Origin of the sequence: Alistipes ihumii AP11, from assembly GCF_025144665.1 — a bacterium.
Lineage (GTDB): Bacteria > Bacteroidota > Bacteroidia > Bacteroidales > Rikenellaceae > Alistipes_A > Alistipes_A ihumii.
This window is the reverse complement of sequence record NZ_CP102294.1, coordinates 2,297,486-2,312,760: the sequence shown is the minus strand read 5'-3', so window position 1 is coordinate 2,312,760 and position 15,275 is coordinate 2,297,486. Positions and strand designations below refer to the sequence as shown.

Here is a 15,275-nt window from a genome sequence, read left to right as displayed (position 1 = left end):
GGCTACGATTTTAACAGACGCGCGAACTCGTCCCCGAGCTCCGTCACAGTGAAGGGCAGCCCCTGTATCTTATTGTACTGAAGGAACTCGAATTCCTGAAACTGCTGTCGCAGATAGCCGGCGAACTGCCCCGAGTTCAGCTCGCAGACGACGATCCGCCGGAAACGCGAGAAAATCTCGCGCACGCCCCGGGGCAGCGGATGAATGAAGTTGAAGTGGCAAAGCGATACCTGCTCGCCCCGGCGCTGTAGCTCGCGCACGGCCGTCAGCAGATGGCCGTACGTGCCGCCCCACCCGACGACCAGCAGCTCGCCCCGGCGCCCTCCCACGACCTCCTGTTTGGGGATGAAATCCTGCACGCGGGCCACCTTGGCCGCACGCAGGCCGACCATGCGCTCGTGATTCTCCGGATCGTGCGACACGGCCCCGCTCAGCGAATCCTTTTCCAAGCCGCCCACCCGGTGCTCGACGCCCTTGGTCCCGGGCAGCGCCCACATCCGGGCCAGCCGCTTCTCGTCGCGCGCATAAGGCTGAAAACCTCCCTCCGGAGCCCGGGTAACGATCGGAGGCGTGATTTTCGGGTATTCTTTCATCGACGGAATCCGCCACGGCTCCGAGCCGTTGGCGATAAAGCCGTCGGAAAGCAGCAGCACGGGCGTCATGTGCTCCATGGCGATCTTGCCGGCCCAGAAAGCATAGTGAAAACAATTCGAAGGCGTGCTCGCAGCCATGACCACCAGCGGGCACTCGCCGTTGCGGCCCCACAGCGCCTGATTCAGATCGGCCTGCTCGGGTTTGGTCGGCAAACCCGTCGAAGGACCTCCGCGCTGCACGTCGACGATCACCAGAGGCAGCTCGGTCATCACGGCCAGCCCGATCGCCTCCGATTTGAGCGACAGGCCCGGTCCGGAAGTCGTCGTCACGGCGAAATTGCCGGCATATGCGGCTCCGATGGCCGTGCAGATGCCCGATATCTCGTCCTCGGCCTGAAGCGTCTTGACGTTCAGATCCTTCCGCTTGGCCAATTCCTCGAGAATAGCCGTAGCCGGCGTGATCGGATACGAGCCGCAAAAAAGCGGCCGGCCGCTTTTCTCGGAAGCGGCCATCAACCCCCAAGCCGTCGCCTGATTGCCGCTGATGCTGCGATAGAGCCCGGCCGGCAACGGCGCCGGCCTTACCACATAGGTATTGGCAAACGCGTGCGTGTTGGACGCATAATTATATCCGCCCTTGAGCGCCAGCACGTTCGCCTCGGCGACGGCCGGCTTTTTCGCGAACTTGCGGCGAATGAAATCGACGGCATGGTCCAGCGGACGATTGTAGATACAAAAGCAGATGCCCAGCGCGAACATATTCTTGCATTTGGACGCGGCCTTGGGGTCCAGACCGACCGTCGCCACGGCCTCGCGCGTCATGCTCGTCATGTGCGGAAAGACGACATTATAGTCCTGCAGGTTCATCTCCGTCACCGGATCGAACGTCCGGAAACCTGCCCGCTCGACGCTGCGGTCGTTGAACGTGTCGCCGTCGCAGATGATCGTCGCCCCGGGCTTCAGCCAGCGGGCGTTGGCCCTCAGGGCGGCCGGATTCATCGCGACCAGTACGTCGCAATAGTCGCCCGGGGTAGAGACCGGATGATCGCCTATATGCACCTGAAATCCCGAGACTCCGGAAACGGTCCCCTGCGGCGCGCGTATCTCGGCCGGAAAGTCGGGAAAGGTCGAAATGCCGTTGCCCATCAGAGCTGCCGTATCGGTAAACAGCTTGCCGGTCATCTGCATTCCGTCGCCCGAGTCGCCCGAAAAACGGATGACGACGTCATCGCGTTCGGAAATATGGTTTTCTCCCTCCATCGTGGAAAAGCAATTGTTGTTAGCCGTTGCCAAAAATAATAAATTTTAACCTGAAAATCGATTTTATGTTAAAATTTATTAGTCGAAACGGCATCTATTCCTGCCGTGCGACGGCACGGGAATCGGGAGAGATTCGGAAAATATTCCTGGTACGAATGCTGCGCCCGGCCCAGTCGTTGAAGTTGAAATGGGTCGTCACCCATTTCGGGAAAGGGCTCCATGCGACCCGCTGCAACGTACATCCCGGTACTTCCGGCTCCGGGTCCTCGCTCAGCAGATAAACGTCCATAGAGGAACTCAGTTCGCGGACTCCCCGGCCGAGCTCCTCGGCCGAGTCGAACGTACGGTACGCCGCATCGGCCGGCATCCAATAATACGACATGACCAGACGGGGCACCGAATCGAGAATCGCCTCGTTATAACAGTAGTACGTATTCTGGTTCCTGAGATGCACCAAGGCGAGCGGCCGTCCGCTCTCGGCCAATCGTTCCACCCGGTCGAAAAAGCATATGTTGGTTCCGGGAACGGCCAGCGCCGCGATCATGATCATACCGTTGACGACCGCCAGTACGACGCCGACCGCCCTGACCGCACAACGGCGCAGGAAATCCGGAGGGAGGTTCTCGGCCAGCCGCACGATGAAAAAAGGCGCGAACAGCAGGGCAGGAAACAGGAAACGGACCTCCTTGTGACCGATCGCCTGGTGCGCAGCCAGAAAAAGCAGCAACGTCCATGTCAGCATATGGCGGGGATAGCGGACGAAGAACCATGCGGCGGCCGCGAGCACGACGCCCCCGAACACGATCCCTCCTTCGAGCGGAATCGCATAGAGATAATAGTACCACGGATCGATTCCGAACGTATCGATATGGCCATGCAGCATATTCTCGGTCAGATAGTTCAGCGGAGTGCACGTCCACTCTCCGTAGAGCCAGCGGTCGCACAGCACCCCTGCGCCGATCATCAGCGAGAACGAAAGCAGCATGCCCGCGATCATCCGCCAGCGCCGGTCGAACGCCAGCATCCACAGACCGAAGCCCAGCAGCGCGAATCCGATCTGATAGCGCGCGACGAAAGCCCCGCCGGCCAGCAGGCCCAGAACGAGCCCCCGACGGAACACTCCCCGGTCACGGTCGGAAAGCAGATAAAACGAAACGAACAGCATCAGCAGGTTCCCCGCGAGAATCTCGGAACTGAACCGCACATGCAGATAGACCAGCATCCACAACCCGAAGCTCAGCCCGAGAAACCAGTTCCGCCCGGACGGTCCGAGCCATCCCCGGCGAACGGCCGCCCGTCCGAACGACCAGACGGCCCACATCGAAAGCGCACCGCTGAAAAGCCGGAGCAGCAAAGCGAGCAGATGAGGCGAATAGACGTCGGCAAATAGCAGCAGCTTGCCGACGGCATAAGCGATCATGGGTTGGAATCCCGGCCTCATTTTCAGGCCGTACTCCCACGGCAGCTGTTCGGGAGCGGGCTTGCCGAAGAGCTTCATATGGGCGTATTCGAGAATCTGGAAATGTTCGTCGGGATGATAGACGCCCGTGCTCAGCACGGCATACAGCAGCGTGACGAGCCCGCCCCAGAAAACGAGGCGGCCCGCCGTAAGCTCTCCGCTGAAAAATCTGCCCAGACGACGCATCGGAAGGTATCGATCGGATTTTCTGTGGGCAAAGATAGTGATTTCGGCCGCGCCTATCCGTTTTTTATTATCTTTTTATTGCTTAAATTTGTATGTTTTAAGACTTCAAATCGAACTAACCGTTTAAACGCAATGACCAAACCGATCCATTTCATCACGGCCGAGGAGGCCGTCCGGGCAATCAAAAGCCATGACCACGTCCATCTGAGCAGCGTGGCCAGCGCTCCGCAATGCCTGATCAAGGCCATGTGCGAGCGGGGCCGCAACCGCGAGTTGCAGCACGTTCACATACACCATCTGCACACCGAGGGCCCGGCTCCCTATGCCGCTCCCGAGTTCGAAGGGATTTTCCAGCTCGACTCGTTTTTCGTCGGCGGGAACGTGCGTAAGGTGACGCAGTCGGGCTATGCCGACTACATTCCCGTCTTCCTGAGCGAGACGCAGAAGCTCTACCGCAGCGGCGTGCTTCCGTGCAACGTCGCGATGATTCAGGTTTCGCCGCCCGACGCGCACGGCTATGTATCGCTCGGCACGTCGGTCGACGCGACGCTGGCCGCCGTCGAATGCGCGCAAACGGTGATCGCCGTGATCAACAAACATGTTCCCCGCTCGTTCGGCGACGCGTTCATTCACGTCGACGACATCGACCTGTTCGTGCAAGACGACACGCCGCTCGAGGAAGCTCATTTCTCGGAGCCCAACGAAGTCGAGACGGCGATCGGCAAACACTGCGCCGCGCTGATCGAAGACGGGGCCTGCCTGCAAATGGGTATCGGCGCGATTCCGAACGCCGTGCTCGCTCAGCTCGGCGGCCACAAGAATCTCGGCATCCATACCGAGATGTTCGCCGACGGCGTGCTCCCGCTGGTCGAAAGCGGAGTGATCAACGGGCGGAACAAGGCGATCGACAAAGGGAAAATGGTCTCCACGTTCCTGATGGGCTCGCAGAAAGTATACGACTTCATCGACAACAACCCCGGCGTCGCCATGATGGATGTCGGCTATACGAACGACCCGTTCGTAATCGCCAAGAACCCGAAAGTGACGGCGATCAACTCGGCCCTTCAGGTCGACCTGACGGGCCAGATCTGCGCCGACTCGCTCGGTACGAAGTTCTACTCGGGCGTCGGCGGACAGATCGACTTCATTTACGGAGCCTCGCGTTCCGAAGGCGGCAAGGCGATCCTCGCCATGCCCTCGACCACGAACAAGGGCATCAGCAAGATCGCGCCCGAGCTGACGCTCGGAGCCGGCGTCGTCACGACGCGCTCGCACGTCCACTGGTTCGTTACCGAGTACGGAGCCGTGAACCTGTACGGACGCTCGCTTCAGGAGCGCGCGCGGCTGATCATCAGCGTCGCTCACCCCGACCACCAAGAGACGCTCGACCGCGCGGCTTTCGAGCGTTACGGCGAGCATCACCACTACATCAAGGCGACGACTTCCGTAAAAAAATAAATACGACGCCCAAACAAAAAGCCACATGCGGTCCGGAAGGCTCCGGACCGCATGTGGTTTTTTTCTGCCGTGCACGACCGGTCGCGACGCGAACATTCTCGACAAGGCATTCCGCAGTACCGGCAAACCTTTCGGTCCGGCCCTTTCCGGGCAGTCTGCGAGCGTTCGCCGCCGCGCGGACGGTTATGCCGTCTCAGACCTTCGCTACCGCCGTCCCCGAGCTACGCAGGGCGACGCCCCGTGCCGTGCCGCAGGTATGCTCGCACTCGGAACCGACGGGAAGCCGCCCTTATCCCATGACAAGCGACGGGCGCTTTCGGAGCGCCCGTCGCTTGCATCAGATCAGTCGTTCTCCGGCGTCAGACGGCCGGAGGCCCCTCTTTTCATCGGCGGCGCCGGATCGGCAGACCGGGGCATCGCATCGTTCGCGACGATCGTACCGGTATACTGAATCAGATTGCTGTCGGATATCATATCCAGCACGGCACGGCCCGTCACCCGATAAATCGTAAAAACGAACGCATAGGTCATCCCCGTTTCGTCCTCGGCCGAGAACGAGACCTTCCACCCGGTATCGTTTTTTTCATTCCGGTAACCGGACAGGCTGTCGGTATCGAAATTGGCGATCGCGTTGTACGTCAGCGCCCGTCCGACAACGACCGGCATGTGCACCTGCAATTGCTCTTTGAAAATCCCGACATAATAGTAGTAGCCGTCGATGATCTGCGACTGCATCCGCGGACTCCACATCATGCTGACGGGCAGGAACTGGAACTCGCCCGACGAGACCAGCGAGTCGATCCGCGCCGAGAACCGCTGCTGCCGGACCTCTCTTTCTCGGGCTACGCGCTGGCGACGGTCCGGCACGCCCGGGCCGTCGCCCTGCCCGGCAGACAGGGACAAAGTCGGACAAGCGATCGACAGCACGGCGGCGGAAAGCCAAACCCGTATTCCTTTCATAACAACGGCCTAATAAATCGCCTGCACCGTACCGTTATAGGTCACCGTCGGGTACATTTGCGAGGCGAGCGTCAGCACGGCCTCCCGCGTGATCGAGTAAATCTTGAACGTAAACGTGTAGGTATTGGTCGAGTAGAGATTCGACATGAACGAAACGGTCCACCCGTCCTCGTCCTGCACGGCCGTATACTTCTGAATGTCGAAGGTGATGTAGTTCATGATGGTCAGATGATAAGGCGGAACCTCGCCGACGATATAGGGCATATCGATGTCCATGTAGTCGCCGCGCATCGACAGGAAATAGAGTACGCTGTAAATCTGGTGCATGTTGCCGGCCGGCTCCTGCTGGAAGCTGTTCGGAACGAACTTGTAGTTGCGGCTCAGCACGACCGAGTCCATATACTTCAGCTCGTTCTGATGACGCACGGCGCGCTCTTCGACACGCTGCTCGTGGTGCTGTTCTCTCTGTTCGCGAGTCATCGTCGACTCGTCTTCGGGTGCTTGGGCCGCGGCCGACAACGCTATCATCGTGGCGACCAGAATCAAATACAGATGTTTCATGGCATTAAAATGGTTTAAGTGACTTTTGCTGACATCGGTCCGTACCCGTCGTCTCGACGGCACGCGGCCGATACGGCGCACTCAAACAAATTCCCTGCCTAAAACATCGAAAACAAGCAAATTAACCCGTTTGGAATATAAAACCGCTGCCGCTTCCTCAAAACCGGCAGTCCGCGTCGTCCCCGTCTCTGTCCGAGAGCCCGCCGGGCATCAGCGGATACGGTCCGAACCGAGCCGTCCGTTGCCGAACCATATCTTCGCATACACCGGCAAAGAATCGTCCTCCTCCCAGATAGCCTCCAGATAGTCCGTAATCAGCCGCATCCGTAACGGCCGGTTCCACAGCTCGTCGATCTCGCCATGCCCGTTATACGCGAGTGTCGCCCGTCCTTCCTGCAGAACGACGATCGTCAGCAATTGCGCCTCGCCCGGATAGGGATAGCCCGCAAGCAGCAGAAGCGTAGGTCCGCTCGTCCAGACACCATTCTGAAACAGTCGCCATCCGTTCTGAACCTTTCCGGGAATCGGTCCCACGCATCCAGTTCCTTCATCCTCAACAGCAGTCGGCCGTCGCACTCGATATCGACGACACAAAAGCAGCCGGGCTCGTTCTCGAAACCTTCCAGCGTATACGACCGGATAGCAAACGGTTTCCGAAAGCCGGGCAACGAAATCGTCCGGCTCTCGACCCGAACGGTGTCAAACCCGAGATCTTCCCTCCACAGAAACGGCTCGACGAATCTCGGATCGGCTATTATCTCGCCCTGATCCGTCCATAATGAAAATATCGTCTTCGCTTTGGGCATTCGCGGACACGAAGGCAAGCAACAGCGTAGCCGGAACAACAGCTTTCTTACATCATTCAATTTCGGGTGATCAGCGGCTTCGTAAAAGATTCTATTGCCCCTTGCGCCACTTCAGCAGATTGCCGTCCTGATAGATCACCTCGTACAGCGAAGCGTGCGTGCTCTCGGGCACAGCCTCGAGAAATTGCCTGATCGTATGAATCTTCAACGGATTCTCCGTCAGAGAAGTGATATGCCGGCCCTTATTGTAAACAAGTGTCGCCTGACCGCCTCGCAAGATAACGATCGTCAGCAATCCGGGCTCGCTCGCGTAATTGAAACCGACGAACAAAAGAGCATACGTCGAATCGTCCAGCCTGACCAACTTGTAATAGTCGCTCGTCGGAGAGTAATCCGGGTGGAACTTGTCCCAACCACCAGTCTGAATCATCCTCAACACTTGCTTCGAGCCGCAATCGATCTCGACGATGCTGAAATACCCTCCGTCGTTCTCGCTATTCTTGTAGCGGTACAGCTTGACTGTGTAAGACCCGCTTAAGCCCGGAGTAAACAAAGTCCGGGAATAAAGCGGCTCGTACTCGACCGTCGGATTGATCCACACGAACGGATCGATAAACGCCGAATCGGCAACCACCTCTCCCCGAGCGTTCAACGTGTAAATGTCGTGTTGCGCGACTGTCGGCAACGCGCAGCACAAAAGCAGCGACGAAAGGATCAGTGTTTTCATCATGGCTTGTCGGGATGATTCGTTGCATAAAGAAAATCATTTTCAACGAATTTACCTAGAGAAGCTTCGCTTTCTCCGCATCGTTCAGCCCCGACGATTTCCTAAAGTCAATTCTTCCCTTGCCGCCATTTCAGCAAATTACCCTCTTGAAAAATCGTTTTATACACCGTATTTCGCATCGTTACAGGAAGCGTGGAAGGAAACTGCGTCACCACCTTCATCAGAAAAGGACTCTCTCTTAAATTGTAAATGCTCCAATGCTTATTGAACACCAAAGTAGCCTTGTCATTTCGAAGAACGACAATCGTCAACTGTTCCGGATCGCTCGCATAATGATAGCCAACGAATAATAAAATATACGTCTGTTCATCAAGTCGGATAAGTTTAAAGAACTCATCGGAAGCATTTCCATCAACCGTGAATTTGTCCCCGCCTAAAGACTGAGCCATATGCAATGACAAAACGCCATCGCGCTCAATATCGACGATATAATAATACCCCGGTTCATCGTCCCATCCTTTGTATTTATATAATTTTACACGATACGAATGATTCAGGCCTGGCGTAACAAGAGCTTGAGTATATACCTGCTCGTAAGGAGTGTCCTGATCCGTCCAAAAAAAACGGATCAATATAATTCGACTGGGGTTCTATTGTCCCTTGATCATTCATCGAATAAATAGGATGCTGCGCGGAGCCAAACGACATAGAGCAAAATAACAATATAACTAGTAACCAGATTCTTTTCATAAGTCTATTTATAGTAATAAAATTCGACATCAGGAAGTTTATTTTTTCCAAAACTTTTATTCATTGGTTGTTTTTCAACTCTCATATTCCGCCCAGTATCCATACACTCAGGGACATACATTTTGGCACCCGAAGCCCAATGGAGCGTCCCGGGAACAATCACCACCACATGTCCCGCCCCTTCCGAAGCTTTCCAACCTGCGACAACAAACCAGCCGCTATTGGCCATTTTCTGTACAAGATCCACAGAAGTCAAACGGACCCAACGCTCAGGATTATTTTGCCAATATTCAATCATTGCATTTGCCCTCTTATCCTCCAATTCTGTCGAATTGTTCGCTAATTCCATGAATGCCAATTTAACGCCCCAATTACAAAAAGGCTCGCTTTTTCCGAATCTTTTTGTCACTTCCTGGACCGCCACCTTAGCCGCTCGCTGGATATCCCCAGCACGAGTTTTCAAAGAACTGACCGGAACATCTACCCCGCCGGCCCCTCCGCCGCATGTCCCGTTGCAATGGTACGGATCGGGGCAGCCGGGCTTCGTACAGGTAATGATCTCGCCCTGCTCTCCGCCTCCCCCGTGAGAGCACGAGCAAGGGAAGTTATGACATACCGGACAGCATACGCACTGCGATTCCAACTGTCCGCATCGTCCGCAATAATCGGGATAGACGTCGGTCGGCAGCAACATATTGCACGCGCTGCAAATCCCGTTCACAAAATTATGAGCTCCGCCCGTACCCGGACACACCTGCCAGTCGCCCCCTCCCCATTCCGAGTTATAGGCATAGCTTTCGAGCATCATCCGATCGGTGCCCAAATGGAGCGTCGAGACGGCCCGCGCCGAATCGATACCCAACGACTGAGCCCGATCGCGCGGAATCAAGCCGACCGGAATCCGCTTGCCGTCGCGGTGCAGATAGGCCGCAATATACCGCCCCGTGGCTTCGGACAGAATCTCCAACCCGCTGAACCTCTCGTCCAGACGATAAAACGTCAATTCCGTCAAATCTTCGATCGACCGCTGGCAAGGCCCGTCGGCTACGAATGTAGCGATAAAAAAGCGTTTTTCCTTGTGTGCATGAGTACGCAAACTTCTATGACAAAAAAATTATGATTCGATCTACGGGCACATGGAATAAAAAGCGAACGATAATGCAAAAAGGGCATGCCTTTTTTGGACATGCCCCTTCGTTACAGATTTCAGACCGGTTTTCAATCGATCGGCTCGAACACTTCCTTGCCCTCCTGACACAGCGGGCAGACCCAGTCCTCGGGCAGGTCTTCGAATGCCGTTCCGGGCTCGATGCCGTTGTCGGGATCGCCCAGTTGCGGATCATAGATGTATCCGCACACTTCGCATTTGTACTTTTTCATGGTTGGTCGTTTTGGTTGAACATGCTTTGCGTTGCAAAATCCGGACCCCGCTAATACTTGCAGACGCCCGTATAGGTTTGCGGCGACAGGGCGCGCAGCTCCTGCTTAACGCTCTCCGACACCTCGAGCCGCTCGATGAAATCCCGGATGTCCGCCTTGCCGATCGGCTTGTTCGTGCGGGTCAGGGCCTTCAGCGCCTCGTAGGGATTCGGATAGTTCTCGCGGCGCAGGATCGTCTGGATGCCTTCGGCCACGACGGCCCAGTTGTTCTCCAAATCGGCGTTGATCTTGTCGAAGTTGACGATCAGCTTGTCGAGCCCCTTGAGTATCGACTTGAACGCGACCACCGTATGGGCCATCGGAACCCCGATGTTGCGCAGTACCGTCGAGTCGGTCAGATCGCGCTGCATGCGCGACACCGGCAGCTTGGCCGACAGATGCGAGAAGACGGCGTTCGCGACGCCCAGATTGCCCTCGGCATTCTCGAAATCGATCGGATTGACCTTGTGGGGCATGGCCGACGAGCCGACTTCGCCCGCTTTGATCCGCTGCTTGAAATATTCCATCGAGACGTAGGTCCACACGTCGCGGCAAAAGTCGATCAGGATCGTATTGATGCGCTTGAAGTTATCGAAAATAGCGGCGATGTTGTCGTAATGCTCGATCTGCGTCGTGGTCTGCGAGCGGTCGAGTCCCAGCACGTCGTTGACGAAATGGTTCGCGAACCCGACCCAGTCGACATCGGGATACGCGCACACATGCGCATTGAAGTTGCCGGTCGCTCCGCCGAACTTGGCGGGCGACGGAATCGCGCGCAGCAGCGCGGTCTGCTTCTCGATCCGCTCGACGAACACGCGGATCTCCTTGCCGAGCTTCGTCGGCGAGGCCGGCTGCCCGTGCGTGTGGGCCAGCAGCGGAACTTCCTCCCATTCTTTCGACAGCGCGGTCAGTTTGGCCGTCAGTTGCTCGAGCAGCGGATAGTAGACGTCGTTCGACGCATCGCGCAGGCTCGACGGAATCGCCGTGTTGTTGATGTCCTGCGACGTCAGGCCGAAGTGCACGAACTCGCGGTGAGCGCCGAGTCCCAGCTCGTCGAGCTTCCCCTTGACCAGATACTCGACGGCCTTTACGTCGTGGTTGGTCGTTCGTTCGATCTCCTTGACTTTCAGAGCGTCGGCAGCGGTAAAGTCGCGGTACAGATCGCGCAGTTTCTCGAAAGCGCCCCGGTCCACGTCGGCCAGCTGAGGCAGAGGCAACTCGCAAAGCGCGATGAAATACTCCACCTCTACCAGCACGCGGTAGCGGATCAGAGCCAGTTCGGAAAAATAATCGGCCAGCACCTCGCACTTGTCGCGGTAGCGCCCGTCGATCGGGGATATGGCGGTCAGTTCGGTCAGTTCCATCGTAGCACGCAATTAGAATTTTCAGCTCTCCGGCGCCGGGCGGCACGCTCGCGCATGCGCAGGGCATCCGGTCCCGCAAATATAGCGAAACCTGCGGAATATCCACAATAATTTCGCCAGTGGCAGCGTATTGCGTTACAAAACGGACAAGGCCCGCGATCGGCCATGTCTCCGCGGCGGAACCGTCCATTTCACGGGACTTCGCTCGCAAATGCGAAATTAAATATTACCTTTGTCACTGTCGGGAATATTCTTTGCATGAAGCGTTCCCGGGCATCGTTTGCAAGCTATGATACTGACCATCCTGTTTTTCATCGTCGTCGGAATCTACCTGATGGGGCTTGTCGGGCGGCTGGCGCTCGGCTACTGGATTCGTAAGAAACAGCGCGAGTTCGCCGAGAGCGGGCAGGCCGGAGGCTTTTCGCGCACCTATACGTGGGGAGGCCGCAAAGCCTCGCGCTCCCGGGCGGAAGGAGACGTGACCGTCCAGCAGACGCAGGCATCGCCCCGCAAGAAGATCAACAAGAACGTGGGCGACTATGTCGACTACGAGGAGATTAAAGAATAGCATGAAGAATCTGTTCGAACTCATAGGCCGCTACTTCCTGCTGATGGGCAAGGTATTCTCGAAACCCGAGAAGGCCTCGATCTACGGCAAGCGCATCCTGGCGGAGACCGAAAGCCTCGGACTGAACTCGATCGGCATCGTCGCGATCATCTCGGTGTTCATGGGGGCGGTCATCACGATCCAGATGGCCCTGAACCTGGAGTCGCCCTTCATTCCGAAATACCTGATCGGATACGCCGCCCGCGAATCGATGCTGCTGGAGTTCAGTTCGACGGTCGTCGCGCTGATTCTGGCCGGCAAGGTCGGATCGAACATCGCCTCCGAAATCGGAACGATGCGCATCACCGAGCAGATCGACGCGTTGGAGATCATGGGCGTCAACTCGGCGAGCTACCTGATTCTGCCCAAGATCGTCAGCACGGTCTTTTTCTTCCCGTTCCTGACCATTCTGAGCATGATCATCGGCGTGGCTGGCGGCTATGTCGTGAGCATTCTGACCGGAGCGGTCAACCCCGACTCCTACATTATCGGTATCCAGTACGACTTCAAGCCGTTTTACATCACTTACTCGCTGATCAAGTCGTCGACGTTCGCATTCATCATCACGTCCATTTCGGGCTTTTACGGCTATTACGCCGACGGCAACTCGCTCGAGGTAGGCCGCGCCAGTACGAAGGCGGTCGTCGTGAGCAGCATCGTGATTCTGATTTTCAACCTGATTCTCACCCAAGTCCTTCTCACATAACATGATCCGAGCCGAACACATCGTAAAATCCTTCGACGGGCGCATCGTACTCGACGACATTTCGGCCGAGTTCTCGCCCGGCATCACGAACCTGATCATCGGCCAGAGCGGATCGGGCAAGACCGTGCTGCTCAAATCGCTGGTCGGCCTGCACAAGATCGACAGCGGCAGCATCTATTACGACGACGTGGAGTTCAACCGACTTCCGTTCAAGGAGATGAAGGCTATCCGCGAAAAAGTGGGCATGATCTTTCAGGGAGGAGCGCTGCTCGACTCGTCGAACGTCGAAGAGAACGTCCGGCTGCCGCTCGACCTGTTTACGTCGATGCCCGAGGACGAAAAGCGCGACCGGGTCAACTTCTGCCTCAAGCGGGTCAACCTGAGCAATGTGAACCGCCTCTACCCGGCCGAGCTGAGCGGCGGCATGATCAAGCGCGTGGCGATCGCCCGCGCCATCGTGCTCAATCCGCAGTACCTGTTCTGCGACGAGCCCAACTCGGGCCTCGACCCGATGACTTCGGTGCTGATCGACAACCTGATCCACGAGATCACGCAGGAATACAACATCACGACGGTCATCAATACGCACGACATGAACTCGGTACTCGAGATCGGCGAGCACATCCTGTTCATATACAAGGGGCGCAAGTGGTGGGAAGGTTCCAAACACGATATTCTGGACGCCGACAACCGGGAGCTGAACGACTTCGTGTTCGCCTCGGCCATGGCCAAGCGCGCCAAAAAGGCCGGATTATAACGGAATAATTCTTGCTTTGTCCCGTCCTTTGCGCGGCCTTGCGCCACGAACGGCTGCGATATCCTGCGCGACCGTACGAGAGGCGAAGACGATGGGGCGAAAGCCGTGTTTTCTTAAAAAAATTTAATATAAAAATTTTGAAGCTCATTGATTTTTACGTACTTTTGTGCCGGTGAAAAAGAGCAGTCAATTAACCTTAAATAGTAAAGATTATGTCAAAGATTAAAGTGGGTATCAACGGCTTCGGACGTATCGGACGTCTGGTGTTCCGTGCGGCCATGGCCAAGGACAATGTGGAAATCGTCGGCATCAACGACCTGATTTCGGTAGACTACATGGCTTATATGCTTCGTTACGACACGATGCACGGCCAGTTCAAGGGCTCGATCGAGGTGAAGGACGGCGCGCTGGTTGTCAACGGCCACTCGATCCGCGTAACGGCCGAGAAGGATCCCGCCAACCTAAAGTGGAACGAAGTGGGCGCCGAGTACGTCGTTGAGTCGACCGGCCTGTTCCTGACCAAGGAGAAAGCCGAGGCCCACATCAAGGCCGGCGCGAAGCGCGTCGTGATGTCGGCTCCGTCGAAGGACGACACCCCGATGTTCGTGATGGGCGTCAACAACAAGACCTATGCCGGCCAGACCATCGTGTCGAACGCATCGTGCACGACGAACTGCTTGGCTCCGATCGCTAAGGTGATCAACGACAAGTTCGGCATGGTAGAGGGTCTGATGACGACCGTTCACTCGACCACCGCCACTCAGAAGACCGTCGACGGTCCTTCGATGAAGGACTGGCGCGGAGGCCGTGCCGCATCGGGCAACATCATCCCCTCGTCGACCGGCGCCGCCAAGGCCGTAGGCAAGGTGATCCCCGCCCTGAACGGCAAGCTGACCGGTATGTCGCTGCGCGTTCCGACCCTCGACGTTTCGGTTGTCGACCTGACCTGTACGCTGGCCAAGGACGTGACCTACGACGAAATCTGCCAGGCCATGAAGGAAGCATCGGAAGGCGAGCTGAAGGGCATCCTCGGCTACACCGAAGACGCCGTCGTTTCGTCGGACTTCCTCGGCGATCCGCGCACGTCGATCTTCGACGCGAAGGCCGGTATCCAGCTCTCGCCGCGTTTCGTGAAGGTCGTTTCGTGGTACGACAACGAGTGGGGTTATTCGAACAAGGTTCTCGAACTGATCGAATACATGAACACCGTCAAATAGTTTCCGCAAGGAATCGACGAACAGGAGAGCGGGCTGCCCGAGGCAGCCCGCTCTCTATTTTTATCCGTCTCCGACCGATCCAATCCCCTTTCCGGCTTTTAACAGTCGCCGCACTCCTTCCGGCTTACCGCAAAAGCGCGAATCGCCTTACCCGACATCAGTAGTACCGGATACCGAAACCCGAAACCCGAAACCCGAAACCCGAAACCCGAAACCCGAGACCCGAGACCCGAGACCCTTCTTTACAATCCATACGCCCATAATTTTTTACCGGATCGCTTACGGCAGCGCAACTATACGGCATTTCCCCGGATATCGACTCAAGCCTAATCGAATGTTTCCGTTTCCGTTTCCGAACCCGATCCCATATCTCCGAACCCGCCGAAACAAAAGCGCCGCGACTAAAGTCGCGGCGCCCGATACGAAAGTCGTACCCTCCGCAAAC

General features: G+C 56.8%; 15 protein-coding genes. 5 read left to right on the top strand and 10 right to left on the bottom strand.

Features of this window, described 5'->3' with window-relative positions:
• Positions 1–2 precede the first annotated feature (2 nt).
• Both NQ491_RS09355 and NQ491_RS09350 read right to left on the bottom strand, forming a co-directional pair.
• Complete coding sequence (locus NQ491_RS09355) at positions 3–1,853, bottom strand: 2-oxoacid:acceptor oxidoreductase subunit alpha (protein WP_019245837.1); 1,851 nt, start codon at positions 1,851–1,853, stop codon at positions 3–5.
• 94 nt (positions 1,854–1,947) lie between these two features.
• On the bottom strand, positions 1,948–3,498 hold the full coding sequence (locus tag NQ491_RS09350) for a glycosyltransferase family protein (RefSeq protein WP_019245838.1): 1,551 nt from the start codon (positions 3,496–3,498) through the stop codon (positions 1,948–1,950).
• 132 nt (positions 3,499–3,630) lie between these two features.
• On the opposite strand from NQ491_RS09350, the gene NQ491_RS09345 reads away from it, so the two are divergent.
• The gene (locus tag NQ491_RS09345) at positions 3,631–4,956 is read left to right on the top strand and encodes an acetyl-CoA hydrolase/transferase family protein (protein WP_019245839.1); all 1,326 of its coding nucleotides are present in this window, start codon (positions 3,631–3,633) and stop codon (positions 4,954–4,956) included.
• Positions 4,957–5,298: 342 nt separating this feature from the next.
• Here NQ491_RS09345 and NQ491_RS09340 read toward each other — a convergent pair whose 3' ends face one another.
• From NQ491_RS09340 to purB, 8 genes are all read right to left on the bottom strand, one after another.
• Positions 5,299–5,916: a DUF4251 domain-containing protein gene (locus NQ491_RS09340; RefSeq protein ID WP_019245840.1), complete on the bottom strand. Its 618-nt coding sequence runs from the start codon at positions 5,914–5,916 to the stop codon at positions 5,299–5,301.
• A gap of 9 nt (positions 5,917–5,925) precedes the next feature.
• The gene (locus tag NQ491_RS09335; RefSeq protein WP_019245841.1) at positions 5,926–6,477 is read right to left on the bottom strand and encodes a DUF4251 domain-containing protein; all 552 of its coding nucleotides are present in this window, start codon (positions 6,475–6,477) and stop codon (positions 5,926–5,928) included.
• A gap of 210 nt (positions 6,478–6,687) precedes the next feature.
• Positions 6,688–7,011, bottom strand: a complete 324-nt coding sequence (locus NQ491_RS09330; protein WP_019245842.1) for a hypothetical protein — start codon at positions 7,009–7,011, stop codon at positions 6,688–6,690.
• Between the two features lie 363 nt (positions 7,012–7,374).
• Positions 7,375–8,013 (bottom strand): hypothetical protein, encoded by a 639-nt coding sequence (locus NQ491_RS09325; RefSeq protein ID WP_019245843.1) that lies wholly within the window; start codon positions 8,011–8,013, stop codon positions 7,375–7,377.
• Between the two features lie 104 nt (positions 8,014–8,117).
• Positions 8,118–8,642: a hypothetical protein gene (locus NQ491_RS09320; protein WP_019245844.1), complete on the bottom strand. Its 525-nt coding sequence runs from the start codon at positions 8,640–8,642 to the stop codon at positions 8,118–8,120.
• Positions 8,643–8,764: 122 nt separating this feature from the next.
• Positions 8,765–9,856: a hypothetical protein gene (locus NQ491_RS09315; RefSeq protein ID WP_019245845.1), complete on the bottom strand. Its 1,092-nt coding sequence runs from the start codon at positions 9,854–9,856 to the stop codon at positions 8,765–8,767.
• A 122-nt stretch (positions 9,857–9,978) separates the two neighbouring features.
• On the bottom strand, positions 9,979–10,140 hold the full coding sequence (rd, locus tag NQ491_RS09310; protein WP_019245846.1) for a rubredoxin: 162 nt from the start codon (positions 10,138–10,140) through the stop codon (positions 9,979–9,981).
• 50 nt (positions 10,141–10,190) lie between these two features.
• The gene (purB, locus tag NQ491_RS09305; protein WP_019245847.1) at positions 10,191–11,543 is read right to left on the bottom strand and encodes an adenylosuccinate lyase; all 1,353 of its coding nucleotides are present in this window, start codon (positions 11,541–11,543) and stop codon (positions 10,191–10,193) included.
• Positions 11,544–11,832: 289 nt separating this feature from the next.
• Between purB and NQ491_RS09300 the strand changes: the two genes are divergently transcribed.
• From NQ491_RS09300 to gap, 4 genes are all read left to right on the top strand, one after another.
• The gene (locus NQ491_RS09300; protein WP_019245848.1) at positions 11,833–12,111 is read left to right on the top strand and encodes a DUF4834 family protein; all 279 of its coding nucleotides are present in this window, start codon (positions 11,833–11,835) and stop codon (positions 12,109–12,111) included.
• A gap of 1 nt (position 12,112) precedes the next feature.
• Positions 12,113–12,856 carry an MlaE family ABC transporter permease gene (locus tag NQ491_RS09295; protein WP_019245849.1) on the top strand — a complete coding sequence of 248 codons (744 nt, stop codon included), beginning with the start codon at positions 12,113–12,115 and terminating at the stop codon, positions 12,854–12,856.
• 1 nt (position 12,857) lies between these two features.
• The gene (locus NQ491_RS09290; RefSeq protein ID WP_019245850.1) at positions 12,858–13,613 is read left to right on the top strand and encodes an ABC transporter ATP-binding protein; all 756 of its coding nucleotides are present in this window, start codon (positions 12,858–12,860) and stop codon (positions 13,611–13,613) included.
• A gap of 212 nt (positions 13,614–13,825) precedes the next feature.
• A complete protein-coding gene (gene gap / locus NQ491_RS09285) occupies positions 13,826–14,830 on the top strand; it encodes a type I glyceraldehyde-3-phosphate dehydrogenase (RefSeq protein ID WP_026089639.1) in 1,005 nt (334 codons plus the stop codon).
• Positions 14,831–15,275 lie beyond the last annotated feature (445 nt).